This window comes from Haloarcula sp. H-hyl6 (assembly GCF_056934455.1).
This window is the reverse complement of record NZ_JBRIIK010000001.1, coordinates 924261-950361: the sequence shown is the minus strand read 5'-3', so window position 1 is coordinate 950361 and position 26101 is coordinate 924261. Positions and strand designations below refer to the sequence as shown.

The 26101-nt window shown below is 67.6% G+C and carries 30 protein-coding genes and 1 tRNA gene; 17 read left to right on the top strand and 14 right to left on the bottom strand.

What is annotated here, in order from left to right; genetic code table 11:
* Nucleotides 1–28: 28 nt before the first annotated feature.
* The 3 genes from Hhyl6_RS04985 to Hhyl6_RS04975 are packed head-to-tail and all read right to left on the bottom strand — an operon-like array spanning nucleotide 29 to nucleotide 3354.
* Nucleotides 29–2401 (bottom strand): heavy metal translocating P-type ATPase, encoded by a 2373-nt coding sequence (locus tag Hhyl6_RS04985; RefSeq protein WP_483738119.1) that lies wholly within the window; start codon nucleotides 2399–2401, stop codon nucleotides 29–31.
* Between the two features lies 1 nt (nucleotide 2402).
* Nucleotides 2403–3176, bottom strand: a complete 774-nt coding sequence (locus tag Hhyl6_RS04980) for a sulfite exporter TauE/SafE family protein (RefSeq protein ID WP_483738118.1) — start codon at nucleotides 3174–3176, stop codon at nucleotides 2403–2405.
* A gap of 1 nt (nucleotide 3177) precedes the next feature.
* Nucleotides 3178–3354: a DUF8131 family protein gene (locus Hhyl6_RS04975; RefSeq protein ID WP_483738117.1), complete on the bottom strand. Its 177-nt coding sequence runs from the start codon at nucleotides 3352–3354 to the stop codon at nucleotides 3178–3180.
* 153 nt (nucleotides 3355–3507) lie between these two features.
* Between Hhyl6_RS04975 and Hhyl6_RS04970 the strand changes: the two genes are divergently transcribed.
* Genes Hhyl6_RS04970 through Hhyl6_RS04955 form a run of 4 tightly spaced genes read left to right on the top strand, consistent with a single transcriptional unit; the run spans nucleotide 3508 to nucleotide 7489 of the window.
* On the top strand, nucleotides 3508–4704 hold the full coding sequence (locus tag Hhyl6_RS04970) for a halocyanin domain-containing protein (RefSeq protein ID WP_483738116.1): 1197 nt from the start codon (nucleotides 3508–3510) through the stop codon (nucleotides 4702–4704).
* Between the two features lie 6 nt (nucleotides 4705–4710).
* A complete protein-coding gene (locus Hhyl6_RS04965; RefSeq protein WP_483738115.1) occupies nucleotides 4711–5238 on the top strand; it encodes a cytochrome c oxidase subunit II in 528 nt (175 codons plus the stop codon).
* Nucleotides 5238–6926 (top strand): b(o/a)3-type cytochrome-c oxidase subunit 1, encoded by a 1689-nt coding sequence (locus tag Hhyl6_RS04960; RefSeq protein ID WP_483738114.1) that lies wholly within the window; start codon nucleotides 5238–5240, stop codon nucleotides 6924–6926. Before Hhyl6_RS04965 ends, Hhyl6_RS04960 begins: the two co-directional genes overlap by 1 nt.
* 20 nt (nucleotides 6927–6946) lie before the next feature.
* Nucleotides 6947–7489 (top strand): hypothetical protein, encoded by a 543-nt coding sequence (locus tag Hhyl6_RS04955; RefSeq protein WP_483738113.1) that lies wholly within the window; start codon nucleotides 6947–6949, stop codon nucleotides 7487–7489.
* 22 nt (nucleotides 7490–7511) lie between these two features.
* Here the strand turns inward: Hhyl6_RS04955 and Hhyl6_RS04950 are convergent, their stop codons facing one another.
* On the bottom strand, nucleotides 7512–9155 hold the full coding sequence (locus Hhyl6_RS04950) for an NADH-quinone oxidoreductase subunit D (protein ID WP_483738112.1): 1644 nt from the start codon (nucleotides 9153–9155) through the stop codon (nucleotides 7512–7514).
* 82 nt (nucleotides 9156–9237) lie between these two features.
* On the opposite strand from Hhyl6_RS04950, the gene Hhyl6_RS04945 reads away from it, so the two are divergent.
* The 5 genes from Hhyl6_RS04945 to Hhyl6_RS04925 all read left to right on the top strand — a co-directional run bounded on the left by Hhyl6_RS04945 (nucleotide 9238) and on the right by Hhyl6_RS04925 (nucleotide 13427).
* Nucleotides 9238–9912: a helix-turn-helix domain-containing protein gene (locus Hhyl6_RS04945; RefSeq protein ID WP_483738111.1), complete on the top strand. Its 675-nt coding sequence runs from the start codon at nucleotides 9238–9240 to the stop codon at nucleotides 9910–9912.
* A 42-nt stretch (nucleotides 9913–9954) separates the two neighbouring features.
* Nucleotides 9955–10749 carry a lipoate--protein ligase family protein gene (locus Hhyl6_RS04940; RefSeq protein WP_483738110.1) on the top strand — a complete coding sequence of 265 codons (795 nt, stop codon included), beginning with the start codon at nucleotides 9955–9957 and terminating at the stop codon, nucleotides 10747–10749.
* A 54-nt stretch (nucleotides 10750–10803) separates the two neighbouring features.
* Nucleotides 10804–11637, top strand: coding sequence for a deoxyribonuclease IV (locus Hhyl6_RS04935; RefSeq protein WP_483738109.1), 834 nt, complete (start codon nucleotides 10804–10806; stop codon nucleotides 11635–11637).
* 59 nt (nucleotides 11638–11696) lie between these two features.
* The gene (locus Hhyl6_RS04930) at nucleotides 11697–12596 is read left to right on the top strand and encodes a hypothetical protein (protein WP_483738108.1); all 900 of its coding nucleotides are present in this window, start codon (nucleotides 11697–11699) and stop codon (nucleotides 12594–12596) included.
* An 87-nt stretch (nucleotides 12597–12683) separates the two neighbouring features.
* Nucleotides 12684–13427, top strand: a complete 744-nt coding sequence (locus tag Hhyl6_RS04925) for a class I SAM-dependent methyltransferase (RefSeq protein ID WP_483739675.1) — start codon at nucleotides 12684–12686, stop codon at nucleotides 13425–13427.
* Here Hhyl6_RS04925 and Hhyl6_RS04920 read toward each other — a convergent pair.
* Genes Hhyl6_RS04920 through Hhyl6_RS04910 form a run of 3 tightly spaced genes read right to left on the bottom strand, consistent with a single transcriptional unit; the run spans nucleotide 13408 to nucleotide 15056 of the window.
* Complete coding sequence (locus Hhyl6_RS04920; protein ID WP_483738107.1) at nucleotides 13408–13935, bottom strand: DUF7965 family protein; 528 nt, start codon at nucleotides 13933–13935, stop codon at nucleotides 13408–13410. The genes Hhyl6_RS04925 and Hhyl6_RS04920 overlap by 20 nt on opposite strands.
* On the bottom strand, nucleotides 13928–14365 hold the full coding sequence (locus Hhyl6_RS04915; RefSeq protein WP_483738106.1) for a CopD family protein: 438 nt from the start codon (nucleotides 14363–14365) through the stop codon (nucleotides 13928–13930). Before Hhyl6_RS04915 ends, Hhyl6_RS04920 begins: the two co-directional genes overlap by 8 nt.
* Nucleotides 14366–14405: 40 nt before the next feature.
* The gene (locus tag Hhyl6_RS04910; RefSeq protein WP_483739674.1) at nucleotides 14406–15056 is read right to left on the bottom strand and encodes a DUF7095 family protein; all 651 of its coding nucleotides are present in this window, start codon (nucleotides 15054–15056) and stop codon (nucleotides 14406–14408) included.
* A gap of 124 nt (nucleotides 15057–15180) precedes the next feature.
* On the opposite strand from Hhyl6_RS04910, the gene Hhyl6_RS04905 reads away from it, so the two are divergent.
* From Hhyl6_RS04905 to Hhyl6_RS04895, 3 genes are all read left to right on the top strand, one after another.
* Nucleotides 15181–15336, top strand: coding sequence for a hypothetical protein (locus Hhyl6_RS04905; protein ID WP_483738105.1), 156 nt, complete (start codon nucleotides 15181–15183; stop codon nucleotides 15334–15336).
* Entirely contained in the window at nucleotides 15333–15920 is a 588-nt protein-coding gene (locus tag Hhyl6_RS04900; RefSeq protein WP_483739673.1) for a DUF2332 domain-containing protein, read from the top strand. The genes Hhyl6_RS04905 and Hhyl6_RS04900 overlap by 4 nt, the downstream gene beginning before the upstream one ends.
* 65 nt (nucleotides 15921–15985) lie before the next feature.
* Nucleotides 15986–16684, top strand: a complete 699-nt coding sequence (locus Hhyl6_RS04895; protein ID WP_483738104.1) for an alpha/beta fold hydrolase — start codon at nucleotides 15986–15988, stop codon at nucleotides 16682–16684.
* 1 nt (nucleotide 16685) lies between these two features.
* Here the strand turns inward: Hhyl6_RS04895 and Hhyl6_RS04890 are convergent, their stop codons facing one another.
* Complete coding sequence (locus Hhyl6_RS04890; RefSeq protein WP_483738103.1) at nucleotides 16686–17153, bottom strand: DUF4442 domain-containing protein; 468 nt, start codon at nucleotides 17151–17153, stop codon at nucleotides 16686–16688.
* Nucleotides 17154–17265: 112 nt separating this feature from the next.
* Here Hhyl6_RS04890 and ncsA point away from each other — a divergent pair, with 112 nt between their 5' ends.
* Nucleotides 17266–18261 (top strand): tRNA 2-thiolation protein NcsA, encoded by a 996-nt coding sequence (gene ncsA / locus Hhyl6_RS04885; RefSeq protein ID WP_483738102.1) that lies wholly within the window; start codon nucleotides 17266–17268, stop codon nucleotides 18259–18261.
* A 217-nt stretch (nucleotides 18262–18478) separates the two neighbouring features.
* On the opposite strand, the gene ftsZ is transcribed toward ncsA, so the two are convergent.
* From ftsZ to Hhyl6_RS04865, 4 genes are all read right to left on the bottom strand, one after another.
* The gene (gene ftsZ / locus Hhyl6_RS04880) at nucleotides 18479–19705 is read right to left on the bottom strand and encodes a cell division protein FtsZ (protein WP_483738101.1); all 1227 of its coding nucleotides are present in this window, start codon (nucleotides 19703–19705) and stop codon (nucleotides 18479–18481) included.
* Between the two features lie 2 nt (nucleotides 19706–19707).
* The gene (locus Hhyl6_RS04875; protein ID WP_483738100.1) at nucleotides 19708–19890 is read right to left on the bottom strand and encodes a ribbon-helix-helix domain-containing protein; all 183 of its coding nucleotides are present in this window, start codon (nucleotides 19888–19890) and stop codon (nucleotides 19708–19710) included.
* Nucleotides 19891–20106: 216 nt separating this feature from the next.
* Entirely contained in the window at nucleotides 20107–20736 is a 630-nt protein-coding gene (locus Hhyl6_RS04870) for a double zinc ribbon domain-containing protein (protein ID WP_483738099.1), read from the bottom strand.
* 84 nt (nucleotides 20737–20820) lie between these two features.
* Nucleotides 20821–21039 carry a hypothetical protein gene (locus tag Hhyl6_RS04865; RefSeq protein WP_483738098.1) on the bottom strand — a complete coding sequence of 73 codons (219 nt, stop codon included), beginning with the start codon at nucleotides 21037–21039 and terminating at the stop codon, nucleotides 20821–20823.
* Nucleotides 21040–21161: 122 nt separating this feature from the next.
* On the opposite strand from Hhyl6_RS04865, the gene Hhyl6_RS04860 reads away from it, so the two are divergent.
* Nucleotides 21162–21235: transfer RNA gene (locus Hhyl6_RS04860), tRNA-Tyr, on the top strand.
* A gap of 168 nt (nucleotides 21236–21403) precedes the next feature.
* On the opposite strand, the gene Hhyl6_RS04855 is transcribed toward Hhyl6_RS04860, so the two are convergent.
* Complete coding sequence (locus Hhyl6_RS04855) at nucleotides 21404–22585, bottom strand: pyridoxal-phosphate-dependent aminotransferase family protein (protein WP_483738097.1); 1182 nt, start codon at nucleotides 22583–22585, stop codon at nucleotides 21404–21406.
* Nucleotides 22586–23169: 584 nt separating this feature from the next.
* On the opposite strand from Hhyl6_RS04855, the gene Hhyl6_RS04850 reads away from it, so the two are divergent.
* Both Hhyl6_RS04850 and Hhyl6_RS04845 read left to right on the top strand, forming a co-directional pair.
* On the top strand, nucleotides 23170–24159 hold the full coding sequence (locus Hhyl6_RS04850; protein ID WP_483738096.1) for an aldo/keto reductase: 990 nt from the start codon (nucleotides 23170–23172) through the stop codon (nucleotides 24157–24159).
* Between the two features lie 451 nt (nucleotides 24160–24610).
* Complete coding sequence (locus tag Hhyl6_RS04845; protein WP_483738095.1) at nucleotides 24611–24946, top strand: hypothetical protein; 336 nt, start codon at nucleotides 24611–24613, stop codon at nucleotides 24944–24946.
* A gap of 33 nt (nucleotides 24947–24979) precedes the next feature.
* Here the strand turns inward: Hhyl6_RS04845 and Hhyl6_RS04840 are convergent, their stop codons facing one another.
* Nucleotides 24980–25639 carry a helix-turn-helix domain-containing protein gene (locus tag Hhyl6_RS04840; protein WP_483738094.1) on the bottom strand — a complete coding sequence of 220 codons (660 nt, stop codon included), beginning with the start codon at nucleotides 25637–25639 and terminating at the stop codon, nucleotides 24980–24982.
* A 153-nt stretch (nucleotides 25640–25792) separates the two neighbouring features.
* On the opposite strand from Hhyl6_RS04840, the gene Hhyl6_RS04835 reads away from it, so the two are divergent.
* Entirely contained in the window at nucleotides 25793–26041 is a 249-nt protein-coding gene (locus tag Hhyl6_RS04835; RefSeq protein ID WP_483738093.1) for a PRC-barrel domain containing protein, read from the top strand.
* Nucleotides 26042–26101: the final 60 nt, after the last annotated feature.

Below are 26101 nucleotides of genomic sequence, written 5' to 3'. Positions count from 1 at the left end.
AAAAGGAGACGGACAGTTCCGGCCCCGCTCAGTCGGCGTCCGGGGCCGCGGTGGCACTCGGTCGGCCGACGTCCCCGCCGTCCTCGTCCCGCCCGAGCGACCGCGCGGAGTTCCCGACCACCAACAGACTGCTTGCGGTCATCGCCAGCGCGGCGAACAGCGGGTTGAGCAGGCCCGAGAGCGCCAGCGGCAGCGCGACGGCGTTGTAGCAGAACGCCCACGCGAGGTTCTGTCGGATGCGTCGTCGGGTGTCGGCGGTCAGGCCGAACACGCGGGGCACGGCCCGCAGGTCGTCGGTCGTCACGACGGCGTCGGCCGCGTCGGCGGCGAGTTTCGTCCCCGACGCCAGCGAGATGCCGAGGTCGGCCGACCCCAGCGCCGGGGCGTCGTTGGTGCCGTCGCCGACCATCGCCACCGTCCCCCTCGACTGCAACCGCTCGACCACCTCGGCCTTCGCCTCGGGCGGGACGCCCGCGAACACCTCGTCGACCGCGTCGTGGTCGCGGAACGACGCGGCGGCCTCGGGACTGTCGCCGGTGACGACGACGATTTCCCGGTCGGCCGAGAGCGCGGTGACGACCGACACCCACGACTCCCGGGGCCGGTCGCCCCCGACGAGGACGCCACGCGCACGGCCACCCCACCCGACGAGGGCGGGGACGTGGCCGTTCGCGCGGGCCTCGTCGCACCGCGCTCGCAGGTCGCCGGGGACCGAGAGACCACGGTCGCGCAGGAGCGGGGGCGTCCCGACGACGACTCGCTCCCCGTCGACGCTGGCGCTGACGCCGCGACCGGGGTGTCGCTCGAACCCGTCGACGGCGGCGTCCGGGGGCGGCGCCGCGTCGGTCACGGCCGCGGCTAGCGGGTGGTCCGCGAACTGTTCGACCGCCGCGGCACGCCGCAGCGTCTCGTCGTCGGGTCGGTCGAGCACGGTCATCTCTCCGGTCGTCAGCGTCCCCGTCTTGTCGAAGGCGACCACGTCGACGTCCGTGGCCGTCTCGAACACAGCGCCGTCGGTGACGACGATTCCCTCCTCCAGCGCCGCCTTGACGCCAGCGGCCGTCGCGAGCGGCGTCGCCAGCCCCAGCGCACAGGGGCAGGAGACGACCAGCACCGCCAGCCCCGTCAGCAGCGCGTCGGTGGCGGCGGCCCCGCCGACCAGATGACCGACGGCCGCGAGAACCGCCAGCACGACCACTAAGGGCACGAAGACGGCCGCGATGCGGTCGACGAGTCGCTGGACGCCGCGGCGGTCGCTCTGGACGGCCCACAGCAGTTCGGTGAGGCGGTCGACCGTGCTCTCGGCGTCCGGACCGACCTCGACGACCACCGCTCCCTCGGTGACCATCCCGCCGCCGACCACCTCGTCGCCGGCCGTCTTGCGGACGGGCAGGGACTCCCCCGTGACCAGCGACTCGTCGACCGCACAGGTGCCTTCGAGGGCGACGCCGTCGACGGGCACTCGCTCGCCGGCCTTGACGACCACCTCGTCGCCGGGGTCGAGCGCCGCGAGGTCGACCGTCTCGGTGCCCGATTCGGTCCGGCGGCGGGCCGAGTCCGCTCGCTGGGCAGTGAGGTCCGTCAGTCGTCCGGCGGCGGCCCGCCGCACTCGGTCCTGATAGTAGTCCCCGACGGAGACGGCCATGACGATGACCGTCGCCACGTCGAAGTACACCTCCGTCTCGCCGAGGACGACGGCGACGACGCTGTAGACGAAGGCCGTCGTCGCGGCCATCGCCACCAGCAGGTCCATGTTCGGCCGGCCAGCCCGGACGCTGACGTACGCGCCCCGCAACAGCGGCCACCCGGTGTAGCCGACGACGACGGCGGTCATCACCGCCATGTTCCACAGGAGGTAGTCGCCGGCCGGACCGGTCGGGTCGAGCAACAGCGTGCTCGGGTCGACGCCGAGGTAGGCCGGGTAGAGAAAGAGGAGGTACCACAGCATCGTCATCATCCCGAAGAACCCGCCGACGACGAGGCGACCCTCCAGTTCGTGGTCGTCCTCGCGGTCGGTCGTCCGGAACCCCGCCTCGTAGCCGGTGCCGGCCACCACCTCGGGCAGGTCGGCCTCCGCGACCACCTCGGGGTCGTAGGTGAGTTTCATCGTCCCGGTGGCGTAACTGGCCGCCGCCGCCGCGATGCCCTCGTGGTCGGCGGCACGGGCTTCGAGGAACGTCTCGCAGGTCGCACAGTGCATCCCGTCGACGGCGAGGAAGGCCGTCTCACCGTCGGCTTCCTCGGGGTCCGGGCCGGTGTCGACGTCGTCGGCCGTCCCCCCGTCGGGGTCGTCGAGGGTTCGGGCGACTTCCAGACACCCGCGACAGCAGTAGGCCCCCGGGACGTCGCTGTCGGTGACCGGCGCGTCCGTCGGGAGACCGCAGAGGGTGCACTCGGTCATGTCAGGTCCACGGCATCGGGAGCGGCGGTTTCGGGACGGCGACGCCGAACGCCGCCAGTCCGTTGGCGAGCGGTACGAGTGCGAGGACGAGGAAGACGGCCCCGAGGACGCGGTGGAGCGACGACCGGCGACTCGGCGACAGCGACCCGAAGGCGGTGCCGTAGGCGAACACCAGCGGAATCGTGCCGACGCCGAGCGCCGCGAGCGAGAGCGACCCGGTCACGGCCGACCCCGTCGCGAAGGCGTAGAGGAACGCGGGGTACAGTAGCGGGCAAGGGAGGAGGCCGTGCATCGCGCCCAGCGCGACCATCCCGGGGCCGTCCACGAGGTCGTCGAGGCGGGCCGCGAGCGAGGCCGAGACGCGCTGGAACAGGCCGCCGACGACCGGGAGCGAGGCGGCCACGTCGACGGCCTGTCCCCGCGTCAGGTACCCTATCCCCACGGCGAGGATGAACAGGCCGACGAGGACGCCGACGACGCCCCGGACGCCGGTGGCCAGTCGCGCGAGGCCGGCGACGTCGTACAGTAACCCACCCGCCGCGCCGAAGGCGGCCCCGAGTGCTGTGTAACTCGTCGCGCGGCCGACGTTGAACAGCGCCTGCTGGCGAATCTCGTGCCCGGAGACCGGCCCGCCAGAGTCGAGTCGCTCGGCGTAGGTCGTGACGAGGGGGCCACACATCCCGAGGCAGTGGACGCTCCCGACGAGGCCGAGGCCGACGAAGGCCGCCAGTCCGACGGTTTCGCCCGCGGTCAGACCGGCCGTCGCGGGGGCCATCTCAGGCGGTCTGTCCCTCGTGTGGGCCGGTCATCAGGAGGAGGCTCGCGGCGATGAGGACGACGCTCACCAGCGAGAGCGCGACGATGGTCCGGCCGGTTCCCTGTAAGTAGTACGCGACGGGCGCGAGGCCGAGCAGGGCCAGCACCGTCACGAGACGCGGGCTAGATGTCGACATGGTCGCCCGTACGATGGAGGGAACATAAAAACCCTCGCCCGTTCCTGTCTCCTGAAAAGCCGGCGACGCCTTTTTGTCATTCAGTCCTGTCGCCTCGGGTATGGCTAGTGGAACCGATAGTACCACGTCGCCACGGACGCGGGGAGGTGTCCGATGGCGCTGAGGCGTCGCGAGTTCGTCCAGACGGCGGTCGCGGGGGCCGCACTGGGCGCCGCCGGAACGGCGACAGCGCAGGAGGAACCCGACTACGGCGGGTGGTTCGACGACGTCTCGAACTACGACGGCACTGTCGACAAGCGTGGACAGGACAGCGTCGAAATCGCCGTCGGCGCACAGGGGAACAACGGTGCGTTCGCCTTCGACCCGCCGGCGGTGATGGTCAGCCCCGGCACGGAAGTCGTCTGGAAATGGACCGGCGAGGGCGGCGGCCACAACGTCGTCTCGGACGGCGACGGGCCGCTGGACTCGGGCGAACTCGTCTCCGAACAGGGTGCGACCTACAGTCACACCTTCGAGAGCGAGGGCATCTACAAGTACGTCTGCGAACCACACGTCGGCCTCGGGATGAAGGGGGCCGTCGTCGTCAGACCCGGCGGTGGTGGCGGTAGCGGCGGCGGAACCGCACAGCAGGGGCCGCCGGCCAACCCCGACTACGGTGGCTGGTTCGACGACGTCTCGAACTACGACGGGGAGACGGTCGACCGCACCGGACAGGACAGCGTCGAAATCGCCGTCGGCGCGCAGGGCAACGGCGGCGCGTTCGCCTTCGACCCGCCGGCGGTCCGCGTCTCGCCCGGTACGGAAGTCGTCTGGACGTGGACCGGCGAGGGCGGCGGCCACAACGTCGTCTCGGACGGCGACGGGCCGCTGGACTCGGGCGACCCGGTCGCCGAGGCCGGGACGACCTACAGCCACACCTTCGAGGAGACGGGCATCTACAAGTACGTCTGTGAGCCCCACCTCTCGCTCGGCATGAAAGGTGCCGTCGTCGTCGGCGGCCCGCCCGGCGGTGGCGGCGGTGGCGACGGCGGGGGCCAGCAGATTCCGGTCTCCGGTCCGCGGTGGCTGTTCACCGGGTCCATCCTGTTCGCGTTCGCCGCGCCGCTGTTGTACGCCGGGGCGATGCGCCACCGGGAGTCGACCCGGCCGCCGCAGGAACTGGTCGGCGAGGACGGTACGGTCCCCGTCGAAGAGGCACAGGAAGCGGAACCGTCCGTCGAACTCGGCCACGAGGAGTTCGACCCGAAGGGGACGGCGGCGCTGGTCGCGTTCTACTTCGTCCTCATCGCCCTACTGTGGGTGTTCATGTACTTCGTCGAGTTCCTCGGCCGCGTCTCGGTCATCGGATGATTCACTATGCAGGTTCACAACTTCGAGAAAATCTGGCTCGGTGCAGCGTTGCTCCTCATCGTCGGGTTCATCGCCACCATCTCGTACGGGACAGTCGGTGCCGGCGTCGCGATGGTCGACGACTCGGGGGGACAGATAGACCCGCAGGCGGTCCAGAGCGGCGAGACGGGGACCAACTTCGACGACCCCGGCGTCGTCAAGGCCAACGAGAGCCACTACGTCGTCTACGTGGTGGCCCAGCAGTTCCAGTTCGTTCCGGGGAGCGGCGACAACCCCATCCGGATTCCGGCGAACACGCTGGTCACGTTCAAGGTGACCAGCGCCGACGTCCTGCACGGCTTCTCCATCACCGGAACGAACATCAACACGATGGTCATCCCGGGACAGGTCGCAGAGGTCACGGCCCGCTTCGACGAGACGGGGACCTACGGCTTGGTCTGTCACGAGTACTGCGGTGCCGGCCACCACACGATGGGTGGCTCCGTCGAAGTCGTTCCGCAGTCCCAGTACAACGCAACGGAGGTGAGTAACTGATGGTGTTCGTCGACGAGTACCCGAAGACGTCGAAACTCGTCCGAAGCGAGTTCATCGTCGCGTTCGTCGCACTGGGCATCGGTGCCCTGTTCGGCATCGTGCAGGCGCTGCACCGCACCGGCATGTTCCGCGGGTTCGTCAGTTCCGCGGACTACTACACCCTCCTGACGGGTCACGGCGTCCTGCTGGCGCTGGTGTTCACGACGTTCTTCATCGCCGGCCTGTTCTCGTGGGGCGTGGCCAACAGCCTCGAACGCGAACTGCCACAGCGCATCGCGTGGTCGGCGTTCTGGCTGATGCTGACCGGGACGGTGCTCGCGGCCGTCGCCATCCTCGGCGGCATCTTCGGCGCACCGACCGTCTTCGGTCACGACCTCGAAGCCGACGTGCTGTTCACGTTCTACGCGCCGATGAAGGCCCACCCGGCGTTCTACGTGGGCGCGGCGCTCATCATCGTCGGGTCCTGGATTGCGGGGCTCGCGTACTTCAAGTCGCTGTGGGCGTGGCGCTCCGAGCACCCCGACGAGCGCATCCCGCTGAAGACGTTCATGATAGTGACGACGATGCTGATGTGGTACATCTCCACCATCGGCGTTGCCGTCGAAGTCGTCGTCTTCCTCATCCCGTGGTCGCTGGGGCTCATCAGTCAGGTCGACCCGCTCCTGACCCGGACGCTGTTCTGGTACTTCGGCCACCCGGTCGTCTACTTCTGGCTGATGCCGGCGTACCTCGTCTGGTACACCATCCTGCCGAAACTGGCCGGCGGACGCCTGTTCAGCGACCCGCTGGCCCGCGTCGTGTTCGTCCTGTTCCTCCTGCTGTCGACGCCGGTCGGGTTCCATCACCAGTACGTCGACCCCGGCATCCCGGAGGGGTTCAAGTTCATCGCCATGACGAACACGATGTTCCTCCTCCTGCCGTCGCTGCTGACGGCCTTTACGGTCGTCGCGAGCGTCGAACACGGGGCGCGCCAGCGCGGCGGTGAGGGGTACTTCGGTTGGCTCCGGAGTCTCCCGTGGGGCGAACCGGCCTTCGCCGGGTGCATGCTCGCCGGCCTGATGTTCGCCGCAGGCGGGTTCTCCGGCATGATAAACGCCGGGATGAACATCAACTACCTCATCCACAACACGCTGTGGGTGCCCGGCCACTTCCACCTCACCGTCGGCACCGCGTTCGCGCTGACGGCGATGGCCATCAGTTACTGGCTGGTGCCCCAGATTACGGGCAAGCGCCTCCAGCGCCGGACCGTGGCGCTCGCACAGCCCTACGTCTGGTTCATCGGCATGGCGCTGATGTCCAACGCGATGCACCGCGCCGGCCTCGCGGGCATCCCGCGCCGGACGGCAGAGCCGACCTACGACGAGTTCGCCTTCGAAGGACTCGTCGGCACCGTCGCCGAGATGCGCCTCCAGATAGCCATCGGTGGACTCCTGCTGTTCCTCGGTGCGGTGATGTTCCTCGCGGTGATGGCGGAGACGTGGCTGGCCCACCGCGGCGGTCGGCTGTCGGTCAACAGCGACTTCCCCGCCCCGCTGTCCGGGCCGGAGCACAGCCCCCGAATCCTCGACAACTACAAGCTCTGGACGGCCATCGCGCTGGTGCTCATCGTCATCGCGTACGGCCCGCCGCTCGCGAGCATGGTCGCCGACGGCATCACGATGCCCGGCAGTCCGCCGATACCGGTCTAAGGAACTCCCTCTCTCTCACTATGCTTGACGACGTAGAAGGTCCGAAGCAGACGAACTTGGTCCGCATACTCATCATCCTCGCCATCGGCATCCCGATACTCATCGAGGTGGTGACGTTCGGCGGCTTACTGGGGCACTACGTCGCTGGCGGCGGTGGCGACGGCGGTGCGACGACGCCGACCCCTGAAGTCGAGGGTGCCGTCGTGGGCGACGAGATACTGACCGAGACGGCGGCCGTCGAGCGAGTGGACGCCGCGTCCGTCGTCACCGGCAACGACGGCTGGCGGTTCACGCTCACCGTCGCGGTCAACAACAGTGCCGACAGCGCCTACGAACTCCGTCTGGGCGCGGCGACGACGCGCGCGGGCCGGACCGTCGAGGGAAGTGCGACGACGGGACGACTCGCGGCGGGCGAGACGGGGGCCGTCACTGGGTCGTGGTTGCTCCCGAAGGGACAGCGACCGGACAGCGTCGCCGTCACTGTCGTGACCACGCCGCCGGACGGCACCGCGTCGAGCCAGCAGTACACCGTCGAAATCGGCGACGTCCCGGTCTCGTCGTGAGGAGGAGAGACGTCAGCGGGGGTTACCGGTCGACGTCGCCCATGATGGGGTCTAAGCTCCCGATGGTCGCCACGAGGTCCGGGATGTACTCGCCCTCGGCCATCACGGGGAGCGTCTGGACGTGCGAGAAGGAGGGGCCGCGAATCTTGAAGCGAGCGGGCGTGTCGGTGCCGTCAGAGCGCATGTAGATGCCGAGTTCGCCCTTCGCGGACTCGACGGCGCGGTAGATTTCTGTGTCCGGGTCGGGCCGAATCGTGCGGGGAACGTTGGCCTGAATCTCCCGGTCGTCCTCGGGCCAGTCCTCTAACAGGTCGACGCACTGCTCGATTATCTTCGCGGACTCCTCGACCTCTCGCATCCGGACGAGCAAGCGCGAGAAGTTGTCGCCGCCGTCCTCGGTGACGACCGACCAGTCGAGTTCGTCGTAGTAGCCGTAGGGGTCGTCGCGTCGCAGGTCGTAGTCGACGCCGGACCCGCGTGCGACCGGGCCGGTACAGCCGTAGGCTTTGGCCGTCTCCGGGTCGAGGTAGCCCGTGTCGATGGTCCGCATCTGGATGACCTCGTTGCCGGTCAGCATGTCGTGGTACTCCTCCAGTTTCGCCGGGAGGCCGTCGAGGAACTCGCGGACGTTCTCGAAGAACGCCTCGCGGGGTTCGGGCAAGTCCCACGCGACGCCGCCCAACCGGAAGTAGTTGAACATCAACCGCTGACCGGTCAGGTCTTCGAGGATGTCCTGCACGATTTCGCGGTCCCGGATGCCCCACTGGAAGACGGCGGTGAACTCGCTGACCACGTCCAGCGCGTAGGTGGCGACGGCGAGCATGTGCCCGAGGATGCGCGAGAACTCCCCACACATCGTCCGGATGACCTGCGCGTACTCGGGCACCTCGATGTCGACGAAATCCTCGGCGGCGCGGGCGTAGGCCCACTCGTTCAGGAGGCCGGCACCGCTCCAGTCCCAGCGGTCGGGGTAGGGCATTATCTGGTGCCGGTAGGTCTTGGACTGACACATCTGCTCCTCACACCGGTGGATGAAGCCGATGTCCGGGTCCACGGCGGCGACCTGTTCGCCGTCGAGTTCGACGTTGAGGTGGAGGACACCGTGGGTCGAGGGGTGGTGTGGTCCCATGTTGAGGTGCATCCGGTCCGGCCCCGACCGCTCGTCTTCGAGCAGTCGCTGGTGCTCGCGGTAGGTGACGATTTGGGGCTGGCTCTGGTCGTAGTCCCGGGACAGGGGGTGGCCCTGCCACGTCTCGGGCAGGAGGATGCGCCGCAGGTCCGGATGGTCCTCGTAGCGGATACCGACGAGGTCGTAGGCCTCCCGTTCGTGCCACGCCGCGGTGGGGTACACCGGCGCGGCGGACTCGCTCGTGGGGTCCTCGCTCGTCGTCGGGACCACGACCGAAAGCTCCCGCGTCGGGTCGTCGTAGCTCCGCAGGTGGTAGATGGTCTCGTAGCGGTCGGCGTACTCCTGTGCGCTGACGCACGCGCAGTGGTCCAAGTCGGCCTCGGCCTTCAGCGTCGAGCACACCGCCTGCACCTCGTCGGCGCGGACGACCACCGCCGGCGCGTTCAGGTGTCGCTCCTCGTCGACGACGTACTCGCGTATCGGCGCGACGACGTCCTCGTGGGCGTCCTGCGAGACACCCGCGACTGTCCGGGACATGGTATCCACGTCGGCCGCCACCTCCCTCGTCGTACTGCCTCGCGGACGAGGCACCTTTATATTCGGCTTGGAAAGTACCGGTGTGAAGTACGTCAGGCTCTCGCTCTCGCTGGCCCCGGAGGTGCGCCACCCCATGCACCAGTTCGTCGTGGACCACGAGGGGTACGACGCCAGCTATCTCCTGCGCGGGAACGAAGTCGGCGAGTCGGTCCAGACGCTCCTCTTTCACGTCGACGGCTTCCCGCCGGAACCGTACCGGGGGGCCCTCGAACGGGCCGAGAGCGTCCGGGAGTACGCCATCTCGACGTGTCCGGACGACACCTTCTACCTCTACGTTCGGGACAGTCCCTCCGAGACGGGCACCGAACTCATCGACGCGCTCACGACGGCGGGATTGGTCGTCGTCTCGCCAATCGCGTACCGGTCCGACGGGAGCATGGGGCTCACGCTCGTCGGTCCGGGCGGGACCGTCCAGCGAGCGGTCGACGCCGTGCCGGACGGCGTCGGCGTCGACGTCCGAGAGGTGGGCGAGTACGACAGCCGTCGGTTCGAGTCGGCCGCCGCGTTCACCGACCGGCAGTTCGCGGCCGTCGCCGCCGCCGTCGACTGCGGGTACTACGACGACCCGCGGCGGGGGACCACCGAGGACGTCGCCGACCGACTGGACTGTGCGCCCGGCACCGCGGCAGAACACCTCCGCAAGGCCGAGGCCCGCGTGATGGAGCGGTTGGTGGACGAGTACGCCGGCCCCGAGTGAGGGTCCGTAACACATTTCGACCACCCCGTCCTACCGCTGACGATGACCCTCTCGGACCTCGACTGGCGCGTCGTCGGCGAGGAGTCTCACGACGGACCGGTGACGATGGCGCTCGAAGAGATTGCCGCCGAGACGGCGGCCGACGGTGGTCCCGCGACCGTTCGGGTGTACACGTGGCCGGACACCCTCTCGCTGGGCTACAACCAGACGCCGGACAGCATCGACTGGAGATTCTGCGAGCGCGAGGGCATCGGCGTCACCCGCCGACCCACCGGCGGCGGTGCCATCTATCACGACCACCACGCCGACCTCTCCTACGGCATCGTCGCGCCGGCCGACGCCGTCCCGGGGAACCTGATGGACTGTTACGAACTGTTCTGTGAGCCGATACTCGACGCCTTCGAGCGACTCGGCGTCGACGCGTCCTTCGTCGATGCCGAACGCGAGGCGATACACCAACCGGCGTGTTACCTCCGGGCGCTCCACCCCGCCCACGACGTCGTCGGCCCGGACGGCCGCAAACTCGCCGGCAACGCCCAGTATCGCCAGAAGGACGCGGTCATCCAGCACGGGTCGCTGTCGGTGTCGACCCGGCCGGAGCGACACTGCGGGTGTTTCGCCGGCAAGCCCGACCCGGACGCGTTCCGGGAGCGGGTGGGTGCCATCGACGAGTACGCCGACGTCGACCGGGAGACGGTCGTCGAGACGCTCCGCGAGACGCTGGCCGAGTGGGTGGACGCCGAGGAGGGCGGGTGGACGGACGGCGAGCTAGCGCGCGCACGCGAACGCGCGGAGTCGAAGTACGCCACCGACGAGTGGGTCCGACGGTCGCCCTGAGACCGGATTGCGGACTCCGAAACCGCTTTGCCCGCCGGAACCCGACCCGGTGACATGGTTCGAGTGGGTGCACACACGTCTATCGCCGGCGGCGCGTACAACGCCGTCGACGAGCAGGTCGAGTACGGCGGCAACTGCGGGCAGATATTCTCACACTCTCCGCAGGTCTGGCAGGACCCCAACATCGAGGACGACGAGGCCGCGAAGTTCCGCGAACTGAGCGAGGAGCACGGGGTCGGGCCGTGGGTCATCCACTCGTCGTACCTCGTCAACCTCTGTACGCCGAAGGAGGACCTCCGCGAGAAGTCTCGCGACTCCATGCAGAAGGAGGTCGACGCCGCCGCCAAGTTGGGCGTCGAGTACGTCAACGTCCATCTGGGTGCTCACACCGGCGCGGGCGTCGACGGCGGCCTCGACAACGCCGCGAGCGTGCTCGACGACCTCGACGTTCCCGACGACGTCACCGTTCTCGTCGAGTCCGACGCGGGGAGCGGGACGAAGTTGGGCGGCCAGTTCGAGCATCTTGCGACAGTCCGGGAACGCACCGACCAGGACATCGAGTTCTGTCTGGACACCGCCCACATGTTCGCCGCGGGCTACGACCTCTCGACGCCCGAGGGGGTCGAGGAGACGTTCGACGAGTTCGACGACGTGGTCGGACTGGACGACCTCGCGTGTGTCCACCTCAACGACTCGAAACACGCCTGCGGGACGAACAAGGACGAACACGCGCACGTCGGCGAAGGTGAAATCGGCGAGGCGGGGATGCGCGCCTTCGTCAACCACGACGCCGTCGAAGACGTGCCGCTCGTCTTGGAGACGCCCACCGAGAACGGCAAGAGCTTCGAGTGGAACATCCAGCGGGTCCGCGAACTCCGCGAGGACTGACTTCGACGCGGGTTTGAGCCACCCGAAGACACGTATCACGAGCGACGGTATCGACGCCTATGCGGCGTGTCACGCTCGCACTCCTGTTGACTGTCGTACTCTCGGCCCCGCCGGCAGCGGCGGCCCAATCCGAGACGCCGCTCTCGGGGTGGGTCACGACGGCCGACGGTGGCCCGACCGACGCGACGGTGCTGGTCGAACCGGTCACCGAAGACGCCCTCGCCGAGGCGTCGACGGGCCACGACGTGCCCGAGTCGCTTCGGAAACTCGCGGACGCGGCACCCGACCGACTGTCCGTCTTCGAGACCAGCAACGGCCGGTACCGCGGGTCGCTCGACGCGGGGTCCTATCGCGTGGTCGCGGTCGCCGACGACCGGGTGAGTCGGGTCCACACCGTCACGCTCGACAGGGCGGTCACCCGGAACCTGACGGTCGCCGACGCCCATCTCCCGCGTGTGAACGCCACCGACGCCAGCGCCGCCCGCGGTGCGAACGCGACAGTCGAGTTCCGGGTCCACAACCCCGACGACGCGGCGATGCGGAACCTCTCCGTCACGGTGCCGGACACCGACGGGCTTCCGGTCCAGCGAGTCACCTCGCCGACAGGGGACGTCGACGGCCGGACCGTCCGGTTCGACCGCGTCGGTCCCGGCGAGACGGCCGCCGTTCGGGTGACGTACCTCCGACGGGCGGACCTCCGGGTGACGGCGACGAGCGACACGCACCTCGTGGCCGACACCGACGGGGCCACGATACGGGGACCGAACGTCGGCGAGCGAACGACGCGGACGGCGCTTCCGGCCGGGGGCGACGGGCGCTCGACGACCGACGAGGGGACGGGCGAGACCGCTGGAACCACAGACGCGACCACGCCTAGCGAGGGGGCCGGTCCGGGTCCCGGGCCGTTGCTCGCCGTCGGTGCCGCACTCGCCGGGGCACTGCTCGCGGCCCGGCGCTGACCGACCGCGAACTTTTTGCCGCCGAGTCGACTGTCTCCGATAGTGCGCAGGTTCTCCGCCGACTACCTCGACGCCACCCGAGAGGGGATGTGGGCCGACTCACGCGAGGCCCTCGCGGACCTCGACTTGAGCAAGTGTGAGCGGGTGCTGGACGTGGGCTGTGGTACCGGCGAACTCACTCGCGTCCTCCGAGAGGAGACCGACGGGACCGTCGTGGGACTCGACGCCGACGCGGACCTCCTCGCGGCGCTCGACGGGCCGGTCGTCCGCGGCGACGCGACCCGACTCCCCTTCGCCGACGACGCGTTCGACCTCGTGGTCTGTCAGGCACTTCTCATCAACCTCCCCGACCCCGAGGCGGCGGTCCGGGAGTTCGCCCGCGTCGCCGGCGACCGGGTCGCGGCCGTCGAACCGGACAACGGGGCGGTCACCGTCGAGTCCACCGTCAACAGCGAACCACGACTCGCCCGGCGGGCCAGACGGTACTTCCTCGACGGCGTCGAGACGGACGTGACGCTGGGGGCCGACGCCGCCGACGTGTTCGAGTCGGCGGGACTGGACGTCGTCTCGACGCGCCGGTACGACCAGCGCCGGACCGTCGCGCCGCCGTACGAGGAAGCGTCGGTGCGGGCGGCCCGGCGGAAGGCCACCGGCGAGGGACTGGCGAGCGACCGGTCGACCATCCTCGACGGCGAGACGACCCCCGAGGAGTACGACGCACTCCGACAGCGCTGGCGGGAGATGGGACGGACCGTCGTCTCGCAGATGCAAGAAGAGACCTACGAGCGCCGCGAGACGGTCCCCTTCTTCGTCACCGTCGGTCGGGTGTAGCCGCCGACTCCTCGCGCTGGGTCGGCGGGTCGGGGAGGAGAGCGCCAGCAGTTCTATAGAGCGCCACGTCGATAGCACCCAGCGAGAGGCCGACCAGACTCCCGACCACCGCGGCGACGGCGCCCCCGATGAGTGCGACGAGGAACGCCGACAGCGGTTCGATGCGGCCGGTGAGAACGCCCGGTCCGGCGGCGGCGACGACGACGCCGAGGAGGAAGACGACGCCCGCGGCGCTCCCGGCGGCGACGCCCCGAGGGACTAGCGACCGGAGCGGGTCATCGAGGGTCCGCCCCGCGAGTACCCAGCGCACCGCGAGGACGAACAGCGCCCAGAGGTAACAGAACACGGCGACGCCGAGGAGTGTGTTCAGACCCGACAGGAGGTCCGCGAGCGCACCGACGGCGTGAATCGGGAGGAGCGCGGCGAGGACGAACAGCGCGACGTCGAACGTCGCGAGCGCCCACGTCGTGAGCGAGAACGCCGGGCCGTCGGTGTCGGACTCAGCCATGGGCCAGCACCTCCGCGAGGACGACGAGGGCGAGTAGCGTCCCAGCGGTCGCGCCGTAGGACTTGCCGAGCGTCCGCCGCAGTCGTTTGTTACCCTCGTGGGAAACAAATCCTTCGCCGGCTCGAACCACCACGAGCGTCCGAACGGCCGACCCGACGACGAGAGCGAGGACGAGCGCGAGTTTCACGAGCAGGGCCCGCCCCCAGTCGGTGCCGGGACCGGGGGGCCCCAGCGCACCGAGGTTACCGACGCCGGTGAGGACGAGGACGCCGACGGCGCCCCAGAACAGCCACTCGTACCGCCGGGCGGCGGCGAGACTGTCCGTCAGACCGGTGTGATAGGCGTACCAGAGGGCGGCGGTACTGCCCGCGAGGACGGTTACGGCGAGGACGTGGAGGGTCCGGACCGCGAGGGAGACCAGTTGGGCCATCGGTCGAGATACGACGGCCGACACAAAATAGCTGGGCCGCTCACACCACGTCGCCGCGCACCGTCGCGCCCTCCTGTCGCTCTCGGTAGGCACGCACCGCGTCGGCGGCCTCGTCGGCCTCGTCGGCGTCCATCCCGAGCATCTCCAGTGCGCCCGACAGCGTCGGGAGGACGAACTCGCCGTCGCGGAGTTTCTGGAACGCCTCTGCGGAGCGCTGGCCCTCGACCCAGAGGCAGGCCCCCCGAGGGTCCAGAATCTGCTCGTAGTCGTCTCTGGCCATCGCGCCCTTCAGGCGCTGGGTCACGTTGTCGTCGAAGGAGGCGTTGCACACTTCGAGGTGGATAGGTTCGTCCTCGTCGTCCGGCAGGAGGTGGGCGGCGAGACACTTCTCGGGGGCGGCGTGGCCGTTGGCGTTCGCCCGCAGGTACTCGGGGTACTCGTCGGCCCACGCGGCCCGAACCGTCTTGCCGACGCCGTCGACGCCGTGGCTCCGCTGGAACTCCTCGGCCCGTTCGGGGGCGTCCTTGAACAGGATGTCCTTGGTGACGTAGATGTCCAGTCGCTCGATGGGGTCCAGTCCCAGCGCCACGTCGCCGTACACCCACACCTCGCGAACCGGGACAGGCATCGTCTCCTCCTCGACGGTGGCGACGACGTCCTCGACTCGTTCGACGGCCGCCGCGCGGTCCATGCTCATCGCCACCGAGTAGTGACCGCGCGGGCAAATCGCTGACGCTCCGTGACGGCGGGGCGCTTCTTCCGCCGCCGCTCGCTGCGAACGAAACGCTGATGCACCGGCCACGGGACCCACGCGTATGACCGACCCAGTCGACGCGTTCCGGTCGTTCGCCGAGTGGGCCGAGGGTTCGGACCCGTTGTACGCCCACCTCGCCCGTCGGGTCGCCGATGCCGCCGACTCGGACCTGTTGGCACTGGCCGAGACGGCGCCCGAAGGCCGAGCGCCGGGCTGAACCTCCTGTTCGACCGCTACCGGTACGACTACGGGGGCCGCGTCGTCGGTGCCACGGAGTCGCCCGTGACCATCGAGAGCGAGGTTCGCGGCGACGACCCTCCGCTCCCGGCCGACCCGCCGGCCGTCCGCTCCCGGGTCGGACTCGACCTGAATCCGCTGGAGGTGGCCGACGACGCCGACGCAGACTGGCTTCGGGCGCTCGTCTGGCCCGCCCACGGGGGCCGGCGGGCCGTCCTCGACGCGGCGCTCGCCGTCGCCCGCGAGGACCCGCCGCGACTGGTCGAGGGCGATTTGCTCGAGGACCTCCCCGCTATCCTCGACGGGATACCGGACGACGTGCCGGTCTGCGTGGTCAACACGCTCGTCCTGTATCAGGTGCCCGACCGCGTCTGTGCGGAACTCGAGACGCACCTCACCGACCGGATGGCGGAGCGACCGCTCCACTGGCTGACCGGGGAGACGGAACTCTCCGGTGGGGAGTCGGTCCGACTCGACTGGGTTCGGGAAGTCGATGGCGACGTCGAACGGACGCGCCTCGTCGACTACGAACCCCACGGCGCGTGGCTGGACTGGCGAGCGTAGGAAACTCGCCGGCGAGTGTCAGGCGTTCACGTGCGCTTTTCACCCGGGCGGTGTAACGCGACCCTATGCAGGTCCGCGTCTACGACGACGGTGCCGACGAGGACTGCCTGTTCGTCCTCGGGTGGGGGAACCGCTGTCGCCACGAGAACGTCCGGTGGCTCGTCGACCGCGTGGCCGAGCGCTATCGCGTCCACGCCGTCGAACTGCCGACCCACGTCACGGACGTCCAGCGGCAGTGGGTCGACCCCGTCCGCGAGTACGCCGCCGACCTCGACGAGTTCGCCGTTCTCGCCCACAGCGCCGGGGGGTTGACGACGGCCCACGCCGACTTCGAGGGCGTCACCAACCGCGTGTACCTGAGTCCGTGGTGGGGGAGCGACTTCCCCTTGCCCGACCCCGTAGTCGAGTTCGTCGCGAGTCTGCCCGTGAGCAAGCCGGTCATCCCCACCGGCAACCTCGAAGCGGGAGCCATCGGCGACCTCGCCACCGACGCCCAACTGGCGGACGGTCCCGACGCCGCTTCTCCCGCGTTCCTCCGGACGACTCGCCGAGCTCACGCTACCCTGCCGCCGGCCCGCGAGAACGCCGTCGCGTTCTGTACGCTCACCGACGAGGTTGTCGACCCACGGGCCATCGGTGCGCGGCTACCCGCCGACCGCATCCGTCTGTACGACGGCGGCCACGAACTGTTCAGTTCGAGTTCCCGAGAGCGACACGTCGGCGCTGTCCTCGATGCGCTCGATTCCGGGCCGTCGGCGCTCTGACTCAGGCGCGCTTCGTCTCGTCTGAACTGACGTGGACCGTCTTCTCGACGACGGCGTGGACGACGCCCTCGCTGTCGACCAGTTTCACCTCGTACTCCCTGTCGACCGACTCCCGGTCCTCGAGGGCGTCCTCGACCGCCCGGACCTCGTCGTCGGACACCTCGAAGGACGCGTAGAGCGTCTCTTCGGCTGGCTTGCGGAACTGGATGGACGCGGCCTTGTCCCAGACGACGTAGGCGTCGTCCAGTCGGCGCATGAGCATAATCACGTAGAACGGGTCGACGGCGCTGTACAGACTGCCGCCGAAGATGGTCCCCACGACGTTTCTGGTCCGCCACGACAACGGGAGTCGGACGCGTATCTCAGACCAGTCGTCTTCGATGTGTGTCACCCGACCGCCGGTGCCCAGATACGCCGGGTAGAGGTTGAACACGACCCGTTCCAGCCGCGTCCGGATGGACTCGCCCATTACACGTCACACGTCGTCGGACGGGTATGACCGTTTCCCTCGGACAACAACCGCAGCGAGGTTTCGAGCCGAGACGAAACCCTCACCACCGCGCGCACGAATACCCGAGACAATGGAGTGTGACAAGTGCGGGGACGACGCGGTGCTGCACGCGGCCTACTCCGGCCTCTACCTCTGCGAGGACCACCTCTGTCGGGCCGTCGAGAAGCGCGTCCGACGGCGCATCCGCGAGGACGGTCTGGTCCCGGACGACGCGACACCGGAGGACCCCGAGACGTGGGTCATCGGCCTCTCGGGCGGGAAGGACAGCGTCGTACTCACGGAGATTCTCCACGACGTGTTCGACCGGGACCCCCGCATCGAACTCGTCGCGCTCTCCATCCACGAAGGCATCGAGGGCTACCGCGACAAGAGCTTAGAGGCCTGCGAGGAACTGACGGCCGAGTTGGGTATCCGTCACGAGGTGGTCTCCTACGCCGACGAGTTCGACGTGCGGATGGACGACGTCGTGGAGAAGGACCCCGAGGGGATGGCGGCCTGTGCGTACTGCGGCGTGTTCCGCCGTGACGTCCTCTCGCGGTACGCCGAGGAACTGGACGCGGACAAACTGCTCACCGGTCACAATCTGGACGACGAGGCGGAGACGGCCCTGATGAACTTCCTCGAAGGCGACGTCGACCAGATGGCCAAACACTTCGACGCCTCGCTGGGCCCGTTCGAGTCCACGTCGGATACCGCCACCGAGCGGACCCGCGAGGAACAGGCACACCACGTTCCGCGGGCCAAACCGCTCCGGGACGTCCCCGAGAAGGAGGTGGCGCTGTACGCCCGCTTCCGTGACCTGCCGGCGCACATCACGGAGTGTCCCCACGCCGAGGAGGCCTACCGCGGCGAGATTCAGGAGGTGATGCTCGGGTTGGAGGAGAACCACCCCGGCACCCGACACTCGATTATGGCGGGGTACGAGAAACTCGCGGCCCTCGCGGCCGACGCCTACGGCGGTGAGGACAGCGACAAAGAGTTCGGGGAGTGCGAGCACTGCGGTGCGCCGACGGCGCGGGACCTGTGTCGGAAGTGCAACCTGCTGGACGCCTTGGAAGCGGTCTGATTCTGCCTCGTTCTACTGGATTCGCCGCGAGTTGTCCGTCGTGCGAGATTCGTGTCTCACTCTGTGTGACTCCTGTCAGACGGGTCGAAGACACCGCCGCGACGGTTCGACGCCTGAGGGAACCCCCGACGGTAGCGGGTGGCCAGTCTGTAACAGTCCGTGGCCGACGATTGCGGTCGCTCTCGGGGAGCGGAAAACGGAGAACGGGAGGTCGAAGTTACTCGTTCGTCCGGATGACGTCGAGTCCGTTGTTCTTCTCGTGCTGGTCGCGGCCGCCGTCGGTTTCACCGTAGCCGGTGTGGCCGCCGGAACTGCCGCCAGCGCTGGCACCGTCGAAGCTCTCGACGTTGTCGCTCGCGTCGAAGGAGGTGTCGTCGCCGACCTCCTGAATCGCCTCGCGCGACTTGTTGGCCTGCTTCTGGGTGGTCGGTCCGAGCACCTGTGCGGACTGGACCCCGGTCATGATGGCCATGACGCGGACCTTGCCCTTGTACTCCTCCTGAATCCGGGCGCCCCAGATGACGTTCGCCGAGGCTTCGAGGCGCTCGGTGATGTTCTGGGCGATGCCCTCGGCCTCCTTCAGGGTGAGGTCCGGGCCGCCTGTGATGTGGACCAGCCCACCGCTCGCGCCGCGGTAGTCCACGTCGAGCAGCGGGTGGTTCATCGCGTCCTTGACCACTTCTTGGGTCTTGTTCTTGTCCTGGGTCTCGCCGACCAGCATCACCGCGACGCCGCCCTGATTCATGATGGACGTCATGTCGGCGTAGTCGAGGTTGATGAGGCTCGGCTGAGTGATTGTCTCGGAGATGCCCTTGACCGTCTCGGCGATGATCTGGTCCATCACCGAGAACGCCTTGCCGATTGGCAGGTTCGGGACGTAGTCCAGCAGGCGGTTGTTGTCCAGCACGATGATGGAGTCCGCTTCGTTGCGGAGCTTCTCGAGGCCTTCTTCGGCCTTCACCGTACGGGCCCGCTCGACGTTGAACGGCGTCGACACCATGCCGACGACGATTGCGCCCTGCTCTTTGGCAATCTTCGAGACGACCGGTGCGGCACCGGTACCGGTTCCGCCACCCATGCCGGCGGTGACGAACACGAGGTCCGCGTCGCCAAGCACTTCCTTGATGGTCCCCTGTGCCATCTCGGTGGCGCGTTCGCCCATCGAGGGGTCCCCACCGGCACCGAGGCCGTTGGTGAGGGACTTGCCGACCAGAATCTTCGTGTCGGCCTCTATCATCTTGAGGTGCTGCTTGTCCGTGTTGATGGCCACGGTGTCGGCACCCTCGACGCCGATGTTGTAGAGGCGATTGACGGTGTTGTTGCCCGCGCCGCCACAGCCAACGATGACGATGCGGGGGTCACCGAACCCGTCGACGTCCTCGTCGGACAGCTGTTTCTGTTCTTGCTCGTCGCGTTCGAGGGCTTCGTTGACGATGTCCTGCATCGTTAGGCCCTCGCCCACGTCCGCTTGCGCTTCTCGGAGGCACGCTCGGAGCCGTCCTGTTCGGCGAGCATCTCCCGGACGGCCGACCGGATAGCCTCACTCCGGTTGGGGTACTCCCCCGTCTCGACCATCTGTTCGACCTCTTCTATCTGCTGCTTCGGAATCCGTAGTGTCACACGCTCCATGGTTGTTGGTCCCCTTTGGGTAAGACGGTCCGAACGGGCCTTGTTTACGACCCGCACGACCATTTACACAGCGAAATCGCCGGACGGTGGCGGGGATGCCACCCCGACGCCCGCTGTGTAAGACGACCGTCTTACGCACAAAGTACCACAGACTGGGGGATAATAAAACTACCGCCGAGTGTATGACAAAATCCTGTTTACACTATCTCGGGCGCTCTAACGCTCGTTTGCACCACTTCTGGTCTGGTCGAGGACGTCGGCCGCAGGCGTCCGTCGGCCACAACTCGGACAGAAGCCCCAGTCCGACCGGAGTTCGTCGCCGCAATCACAGAAGACGCGGTGGGACGCCTTCTCTCCACAGTTCGGACAGTAAACGTGGGACGGCGACAGGTTTTCGCCACATTGCGCACACGACTGTACCGTCGTTTTCGCCGCGTTTTCACGGTCGTCGCCACCTGTCTTACGGCTGTCGCGCCCGTGTGATACGTCCGCCGCCACGTCGTTGGACACGCGGTCGGACGCCGGTTCGTCACTGTCCTGGTTGGGCGTTACAGCCCCTCTATCGCCGTCGAGGCTGATGTTTACGTTGACGTCCTGTGGCTGTCTGCTCGGCACTGCGTCCTCCAACCGGTCTGCGATGATGGTGTCGACCCGTTCCGCGATGAGTTCGTCGATGCTTTCGGTGTCGGTCACCGTCCGAGCATCGGCGGACTGCGCGTCGGACGACTCGCCCTCCTCGCTCAGGTACGCTCGGAGCGCCTCGCGCATGACCTCGCTCTTCGAGGCGTCGAACTCCTCGAGTCGCTCGATGAGGTCGTCGTCGGCGCGGAACGTTATCTTGCTCATCCGACTCGTCATACACGTTGTCACCCGGGTATTTGAATCTTCCCGCCGTGTCTGACGTCCGTCTGCCGCCGGCGCCGCTCGGGGTCACTCGCGAGGGTCGAACCCGGCGTCCCACGCGTCGCCGCAACTCGGACAGTCGATGCGATACGTGTTCGAGCGCAGGAAGTGCGACTCCTCCTGGACGGTGAACTCGCCGGCGTCCTCGGCGCACGGGACGTGGAACCCCTCCCCGCAGTGGTCGCACGTCACCGACCGTAGTTCGTTGGTCAGTGGGTCGCCACAGTAGGTGCAGTCGGTGAGCACGTACCATCCGTTACGACGAGCCCGGATTTACGTGTTGCGTGGGCGGGCCGTGTGACCGGCCCTCGAACCACCACCGAATAACAATCCTTAAGTCCGGACGGCGGGCTATTCTGGAGTACAGACCGCCCTTAGCTCAGACTGGTAGAGCAGTCGACTGTAGATCGACTTGTCCCCCGTTCAAATCGGGGAGGGCGGACTTGGTTTTCAGTCGATTCGTAGTCGACTTGTCCCCCGTCCTCGTGAGCGGAGCGAACGAGGGTTCGGAAGGCGCGCGAAGCGAGCACGTCTTCCGGCGTTAAAGTCGGGGAAGTCGGACTCGGTTCTCGCCCGAAGTGTGACAGGAAGCGGCAGGTGGGCCGTAAGCCTACAGCGCGTCGCTCGTGGCGGCCAGCCCCGCTTCGACGTCGACGTCGGCACCCTGTTCGGTGAGCGCGCCGCCCAGCGCGGTCATGAGGTAACTGACGTTCTTCGCGCTGGCGGAGTGGCCCATACAGCCGATGCGCCAGATGTCGCCCGCCAACGCCCCCAGACCGCTCGCGATTTCGAGGTCGTACTCGTCGAGCAGGTACTCGATGACTGCGGCGTCGTCGACGCCGTCGGGGACGCGGACGGTGTTGAGGCTCGGGAGCCAGTACTCGTCGGGGGCGTTCATCTCTAGACCCATCGCCTCGACCCCGGCCTTCAGCGCGCTCGCGACCGACCGGTGACGCTCCCACCGCTGTTCGATGCCCTCCTCGGCGACGAGTCGCAGGGCCTCGCGCAGGGCGTAGACGTTGGTGATTGGGGCGGTGTGGTGGTACGCCCGTTCGTCGCCCCAGTACCCCTCCAGCAGCGAGAGGTCGAGATACCACGAGCGGGGCTGGGTCTCTCGCGAGAGCACCTTGTCCATGGCGTCGTCGTTGAGCGTCAGCGGACTCGCGCCGGGCGGACAGGAGAGGCACTTCTGAGGGCCGGCGTAGGCCACGTCGACGTCCCACTCGTCGGCGCGGAACTCCACGCCGCCCAGCGAGGTGACGGTGTCCGCGACGACGAGCGCGTCGTTCTCGTGGGCGATGCTCGTCAACTCGTCCACCGACGGCTGCAGGACGCCGGTGCTCGTCTCCGCGTGGACGAAGCCGAACACGTCGGGACTGTGTTCGTCGAAGGCCGCTTCCACGTCGACGGGGTCGAGCGGTTCGCCCCACGGCGCGTCGACCGTGACTACGTCGCCACCGGCACGTTCGGCCATGCTGGCCATCCGGTCGCCGAAATAGCCGTTCGTCGGCACGAGCATGGTGTCACCGGGTTCGACGAGGTTGCCGACAGCGGCCTCCATCGACGCCGACCCGGTGCCAGAGACGGGGATGGTCCACTGGTTGTCCGTCCGGAAGGTGTACCGCAGTAGCTCCTGCACCTCGTTCATGATGTCGATGAACGAGGGGTCGAGGTGACCCACGAGCGGCGTACTCATCGCTCGCAACACGCGCGGGTGTACGTCGCTCGGACCGGGTCCCATCAGTGTTCGGGTCGGGGGCGTCAACTCTCCGACGGTAGGTTCCTCCACCATGTCCGGCGAATAGCACCGAATTTTTATGAAAGACATGGTTCCGGCGACCGATATCCTCCGTTCGTGTCAGACCACAGTTCACATCTGGATTTGTATCAGAGTTTTGATTTTTGGGCGGCGTGAGCGACGAGGGGGACGGGGCCGTCGTTCGGGATAATCGACGGGTGTGTCACGTCGTGTGTGGCGTGACGTAGCGTCCATCTCGAATCAGAGAACCACCGGACAGCGGCGGGGAATCCAGCGTGAACTATCCTCGCTCTTTTTGACAGTGTAGGCCCAAGCGCAAGTGTGGTCGTCGATGGGAGTCTTTGACAAAGCACGCGACGTTTCCCAACGCGGGGAACAGACGACGCGCCCGTACGTATGTCTAGTATGTGATGCGTCGTTCGAAGTTCAGCACCACTCCTGTCCCGCCTGCGGCGGATACGACATCCGCCGGGCCAAGTGGGTCGAATAGCCCTCGGCGTCCACGCTGGCACGTCCCTGCCAACGCTATCGGGCTTCACGCCCTTTTTTCGGCGCGCTCGTCGGGCAGCATGCCGCTTGCCACACGCACAAGTGCCCGCGAATAGTACCTGTCAGCCATGCACCGACGCGAACTCGGTACGACGGGGTACGACGTGACGGACGTGGGTTTCGGTACGTGGAACATCGGTGGGGATTGGGGCGACGTCTCCGAGGAAGAGGGTCGGGACGCCGTCCGGGCCGCGCTCGACGCCGGCATCGACTTCATCGACACGGCCGACGTCTACGGCGACGGGTTCAGCGAGCAGCGCATCGGGGAAGTCCTCGACGAACGCGGCGTCCGCGACGAGGTGACCGTCGCGACGAAGGCCGGCCGTCGGCTGGACCCGCACACCGCTGACCGCTACAACTACGAGAACCTCTCGCAGTTCGTGGACCGCTCGCGGGAGTACCTCGACGTCGACACGCTGGAACTGGTCCAGTTGCACTGTCCGCCGACCGAGGCCTACTACCAGCCGGAGACGTTCGAGGCACTCGACCGGCTACGAGAGGAGGGGAAAATCGACCACTACGGTGTCAGCGTCGAGAAGGTCGAACAGGCGCTGAAGGCCATCGAGTATCCCGGTGTCGAGACGGTCCAGATAATCTTCAACATGTTCCGTCAGCGGCCCGCAGAGCTGTTCTTCGAGGAGGCGAAGCGACGGGACGTCGGCGTCATCGCGCGCGTTCCGCTGGCGTCGGGACTCCTGACCGGAAAGCTCTCGCGCGACACGGAGTTCCCCGAGAGCGACCACCGAAACTTCAACATCGAAGGCGAGGCGTTCGACCGGGGCGAGACGTTCGCGGGCCTCCCGGTGGACGACGGGTTCGACGCCGTCGACGAACTGCGCGACCACGTGCCAGAGCGGATGACGATGGCCCAGATGGCCTTGCGCTGGATTCTCGACCACGACGCGGTGTCGACGGTCATCCCCGGGTCGACGACGCCCGAACACATCGAGGCCAACGCGGCCGTCAGCGAGATGGACCCACTCTCGCACCAGACCCACGGAGCGGTGCGCGACATCTACGAGGAGTACGTCTTCGACGGGGTCCACCACCGCTGGTGACTCACTCCGTGTAGGATTCCCTACTGCTTTTGGACGGCGGGAGACGCGATTCGACACCGGCGAGTCGACACCACAATCCGGACTACCGTAGCGCCGCTGTCGTCCGCCTTGGGTACGCTTTCTGACCAAAGACGGCGTGTTTCATGTATCTACTCTGACAGAAGTTGTCTGGAGACCTATCGGCTCCAGTGGGATTCTCTGACGCCCCGTCCGGTGGAGGTGACCGTCGCCACGCCGCGACCGCCGGCCGGTCCGCGGCGTCCGACGACGTTGGGGCAGTCCGTTCACGACGGCCCGCTACGTCCCGGCTAGCGTGGCACCCTCGCCGTCGCGACGACTGTTGGGGCGGTCGAGGCGATGCTGTCTCTCGGTTCCGCTGTGGACGAGTAGGGCCGCTTGCACTGGCAAGCACCACACTCGTCGGCGAGCCGGCGGTGTGACCGAACGTCACATGAGCGACTCACCGTCTCTGCAGAGCGGTCCGAGCGGCCGCCTGCAGACGAGCGTCGAACAGGTGCTCAAACAACCCATCAAGGAGGCCGTTCGAGAGGCACTCGCCGAAGGCGTCCCACAGCAGGAGTCCCCCGGAACGACCGACGGAGACGCTTCCGAGGGCGACTCGTCCGCACAGTCGGCGTCCGAGGACTCGGCGTCCGCTACCGAGGAGGCGAGTCAGACCGAGTCCAGTTCGGGCAGTCGGGTCACGTCCCGACGCCTGCTGTCGCTCGGCGTAGTGGTCCTCCTCGTGTACCTCCGGCGGCGACGGTCCTCGGCGACCGAGGAGTGAGTCCGAACGAGGGTCCCTGCTGACGGGCGTGGCTCACTCCAGTCCGTCCATACCGACGAACAGCGTGTCTTCGACGAGCGCGTCGGTCGCCCGCCGGATGCGCTCGGAGGCCGCCTGATGTGAGATGTCGAGTTCGTCGGCGAGTTCGGCCAGGCTCACCTCGCGAGGGACCTTGAAGTATCCCTGCTTCGAGGCCTCCGAGAGGACCTCGTACTGCGCGCTGGTCAATCCGTAGCGACCGGCGGGTTCCTCGTCGAGTTCGCGGATAGAGGACACCTCGAAGTCCACGCCGTGGTCGTCACAGAAGTCGTGCGTCTTCGAGAACAGCGACCGCCGGGGGTAGAGGACCCGTAGCTTCCAGTGGTCACCCTGTCCAACGGCGTCTAACACCGTCGCCTCGGAGTTGGTGAGCATCTGCATGATGAGGTCGATGTGGCTGACCCACTCCATCCTGAACAGACACTCGTCCTCGAAATCGCCGAGCAGGGTGACGTTGTCGACCGTGGGGTCGTCTCTCAACGCGTCTTCGATGCGTTCCCGCGAACTCCCTCGGACCCACAGCATCGGCATGAGTGCGTCCTCGCCGCTGGTCACGATTCGCTCGACTTCGAACAACAACTCGGGGAGCGTCTCCAGCGAGTGGTTGAGGGCGAAGTCGCTGGCCGGGACTGTCCCGGAGACGATGGTGGGCATCAATGTCGGGGATGGGAGTGGCGGCCGTTTAGAGTTTTCTGTTGTTCCAGTAGCAACTAACGGAGCGTCTCCTCCCAAGTAGTGTTCAGATGACGACTAACTGCGAATGCAAGCACCACCGTGGTGAGTCGCAGGCCCCACTGTGCGCTTGCAATGTCGACTGCTCAAATCACGAACGACGACATCGGCAAAGAAGTCGTCACCGCCGACGGGAACAAGGTCGGACTCGTCAGCGGCTACAGGTACGGTACCGCCTACGTCGAGCCCGACCCCGGCATCACGACGAAACTCAAGACGATGCTCGGTTGGGAGGACGTCGACGAGGACGACGGCTACCCTCTCCAGGAGGCGTCCATCGACACGGTCACGGACGACGAAGTCCGACTTCGGTCGGACCTGTAACCGGGTCCCCGCCGGCCGACCGCTCCGTTTTTCGCCGCTCACCGTATCGTTCAAGTGCGA

Bases quoted from the DNA above. Each gene is read 5' to 3' on its own strand.
- ftsZ (WP_483738101.1), bottom strand. From the start codon at position 19,705: ATGCAGGACATCGTCAACGAAGCCCTCGAACGCGACGAGCAAGAACAG.
- Hhyl6_RS04855 (WP_483738097.1), bottom strand. From the start codon at position 22,585: ATGGTGGAGGAACCTACCGTCGGAGAGTTGACGCCCCCGACCCGAACA.
- Hhyl6_RS04850 (WP_483738096.1), top strand. From the start codon at position 23,170: ATGCACCGACGCGAACTCGGTACGACGGGGTACGACGTGACGGACGTG.
- Hhyl6_RS04920 (WP_483738107.1), bottom strand. From the start codon at position 13,935: ATGGCTGAGTCCGACACCGACGGCCCGGCGTTCTCGCTCACGACGTGG.
- Hhyl6_RS04940 (WP_483738110.1), top strand. From the start codon at position 9,955: ATGACCCTCTCGGACCTCGACTGGCGCGTCGTCGGCGAGGAGTCTCAC.
- Hhyl6_RS04980 (WP_483738118.1), bottom strand. From the start codon at position 3,176: ATGGCCCCCGCGACGGCCGGTCTGACCGCGGGCGAAACCGTCGGACTG.
- Hhyl6_RS04835 (WP_483738093.1), top strand. From the start codon at position 25,793: ATGTCGACTGCTCAAATCACGAACGACGACATCGGCAAAGAAGTCGTC.
- Hhyl6_RS04960 (WP_483738114.1), top strand. From the start codon at position 5,238: ATGGTGTTCGTCGACGAGTACCCGAAGACGTCGAAACTCGTCCGAAGC.
- Hhyl6_RS04935 (WP_483738109.1), top strand. From the start codon at position 10,804: ATGGTTCGAGTGGGTGCACACACGTCTATCGCCGGCGGCGCGTACAAC.
- Hhyl6_RS04955 (WP_483738113.1), top strand. From the start codon at position 6,947: ATGCTTGACGACGTAGAAGGTCCGAAGCAGACGAACTTGGTCCGCATA.
- Hhyl6_RS04950 (WP_483738112.1), bottom strand. From the start codon at position 9,155: ATGTCCCGGACAGTCGCGGGTGTCTCGCAGGACGCCCACGAGGACGTC.
- Hhyl6_RS04965 (WP_483738115.1), top strand. From the start codon at position 4,711: ATGCAGGTTCACAACTTCGAGAAAATCTGGCTCGGTGCAGCGTTGCTC.
- Hhyl6_RS04840 (WP_483738094.1), bottom strand. From the start codon at position 25,639: ATGCCCACCATCGTCTCCGGGACAGTCCCGGCCAGCGACTTCGCCCTC.
- Hhyl6_RS04975 (WP_483738117.1), bottom strand. From the start codon at position 3,354: ATGTCGACATCTAGCCCGCGTCTCGTGACGGTGCTGGCCCTGCTCGGC.
- Hhyl6_RS04985 (WP_483738119.1), bottom strand. From the start codon at position 2,401: ATGACCGAGTGCACCCTCTGCGGTCTCCCGACGGACGCGCCGGTCACC.
- Hhyl6_RS04930 (WP_483738108.1), top strand. From the start codon at position 11,697: ATGCGGCGTGTCACGCTCGCACTCCTGTTGACTGTCGTACTCTCGGCC.
- Hhyl6_RS04870 (WP_483738099.1), bottom strand. From the start codon at position 20,736: ATGAGCAAGATAACGTTCCGCGCCGACGACGACCTCATCGAGCGACTC.
- Hhyl6_RS04875 (WP_483738100.1), bottom strand. From the start codon at position 19,890: ATGGAGCGTGTGACACTACGGATTCCGAAGCAGCAGATAGAAGAGGTC.
- Hhyl6_RS04925 (WP_483739675.1), top strand. From the start codon at position 12,684: ATGTGGGCCGACTCACGCGAGGCCCTCGCGGACCTCGACTTGAGCAAG.
- Hhyl6_RS04905 (WP_483738105.1), top strand. From the start codon at position 15,181: ATGACCGACCCAGTCGACGCGTTCCGGTCGTTCGCCGAGTGGGCCGAG.
- Hhyl6_RS04970 (WP_483738116.1), top strand. From the start codon at position 3,508: ATGGCGCTGAGGCGTCGCGAGTTCGTCCAGACGGCGGTCGCGGGGGCC.
- Hhyl6_RS04895 (WP_483738104.1), top strand. From the start codon at position 15,986: ATGCAGGTCCGCGTCTACGACGACGGTGCCGACGAGGACTGCCTGTTC.
- Hhyl6_RS04915 (WP_483738106.1), bottom strand. From the start codon at position 14,365: ATGGCCCAACTGGTCTCCCTCGCGGTCCGGACCCTCCACGTCCTCGCC.
- Hhyl6_RS04910 (WP_483739674.1), bottom strand. From the start codon at position 15,056: ATGGACCGCGCGGCGGCCGTCGAACGAGTCGAGGACGTCGTCGCCACC.
- Hhyl6_RS04845 (WP_483738095.1), top strand. From the start codon at position 24,611: ATGAGCGACTCACCGTCTCTGCAGAGCGGTCCGAGCGGCCGCCTGCAG.
- ncsA (WP_483738102.1), top strand. From the start codon at position 17,266: ATGGAGTGTGACAAGTGCGGGGACGACGCGGTGCTGCACGCGGCCTAC.
- Hhyl6_RS04890 (WP_483738103.1), bottom strand. From the start codon at position 17,153: ATGGGCGAGTCCATCCGGACGCGGCTGGAACGGGTCGTGTTCAACCTC.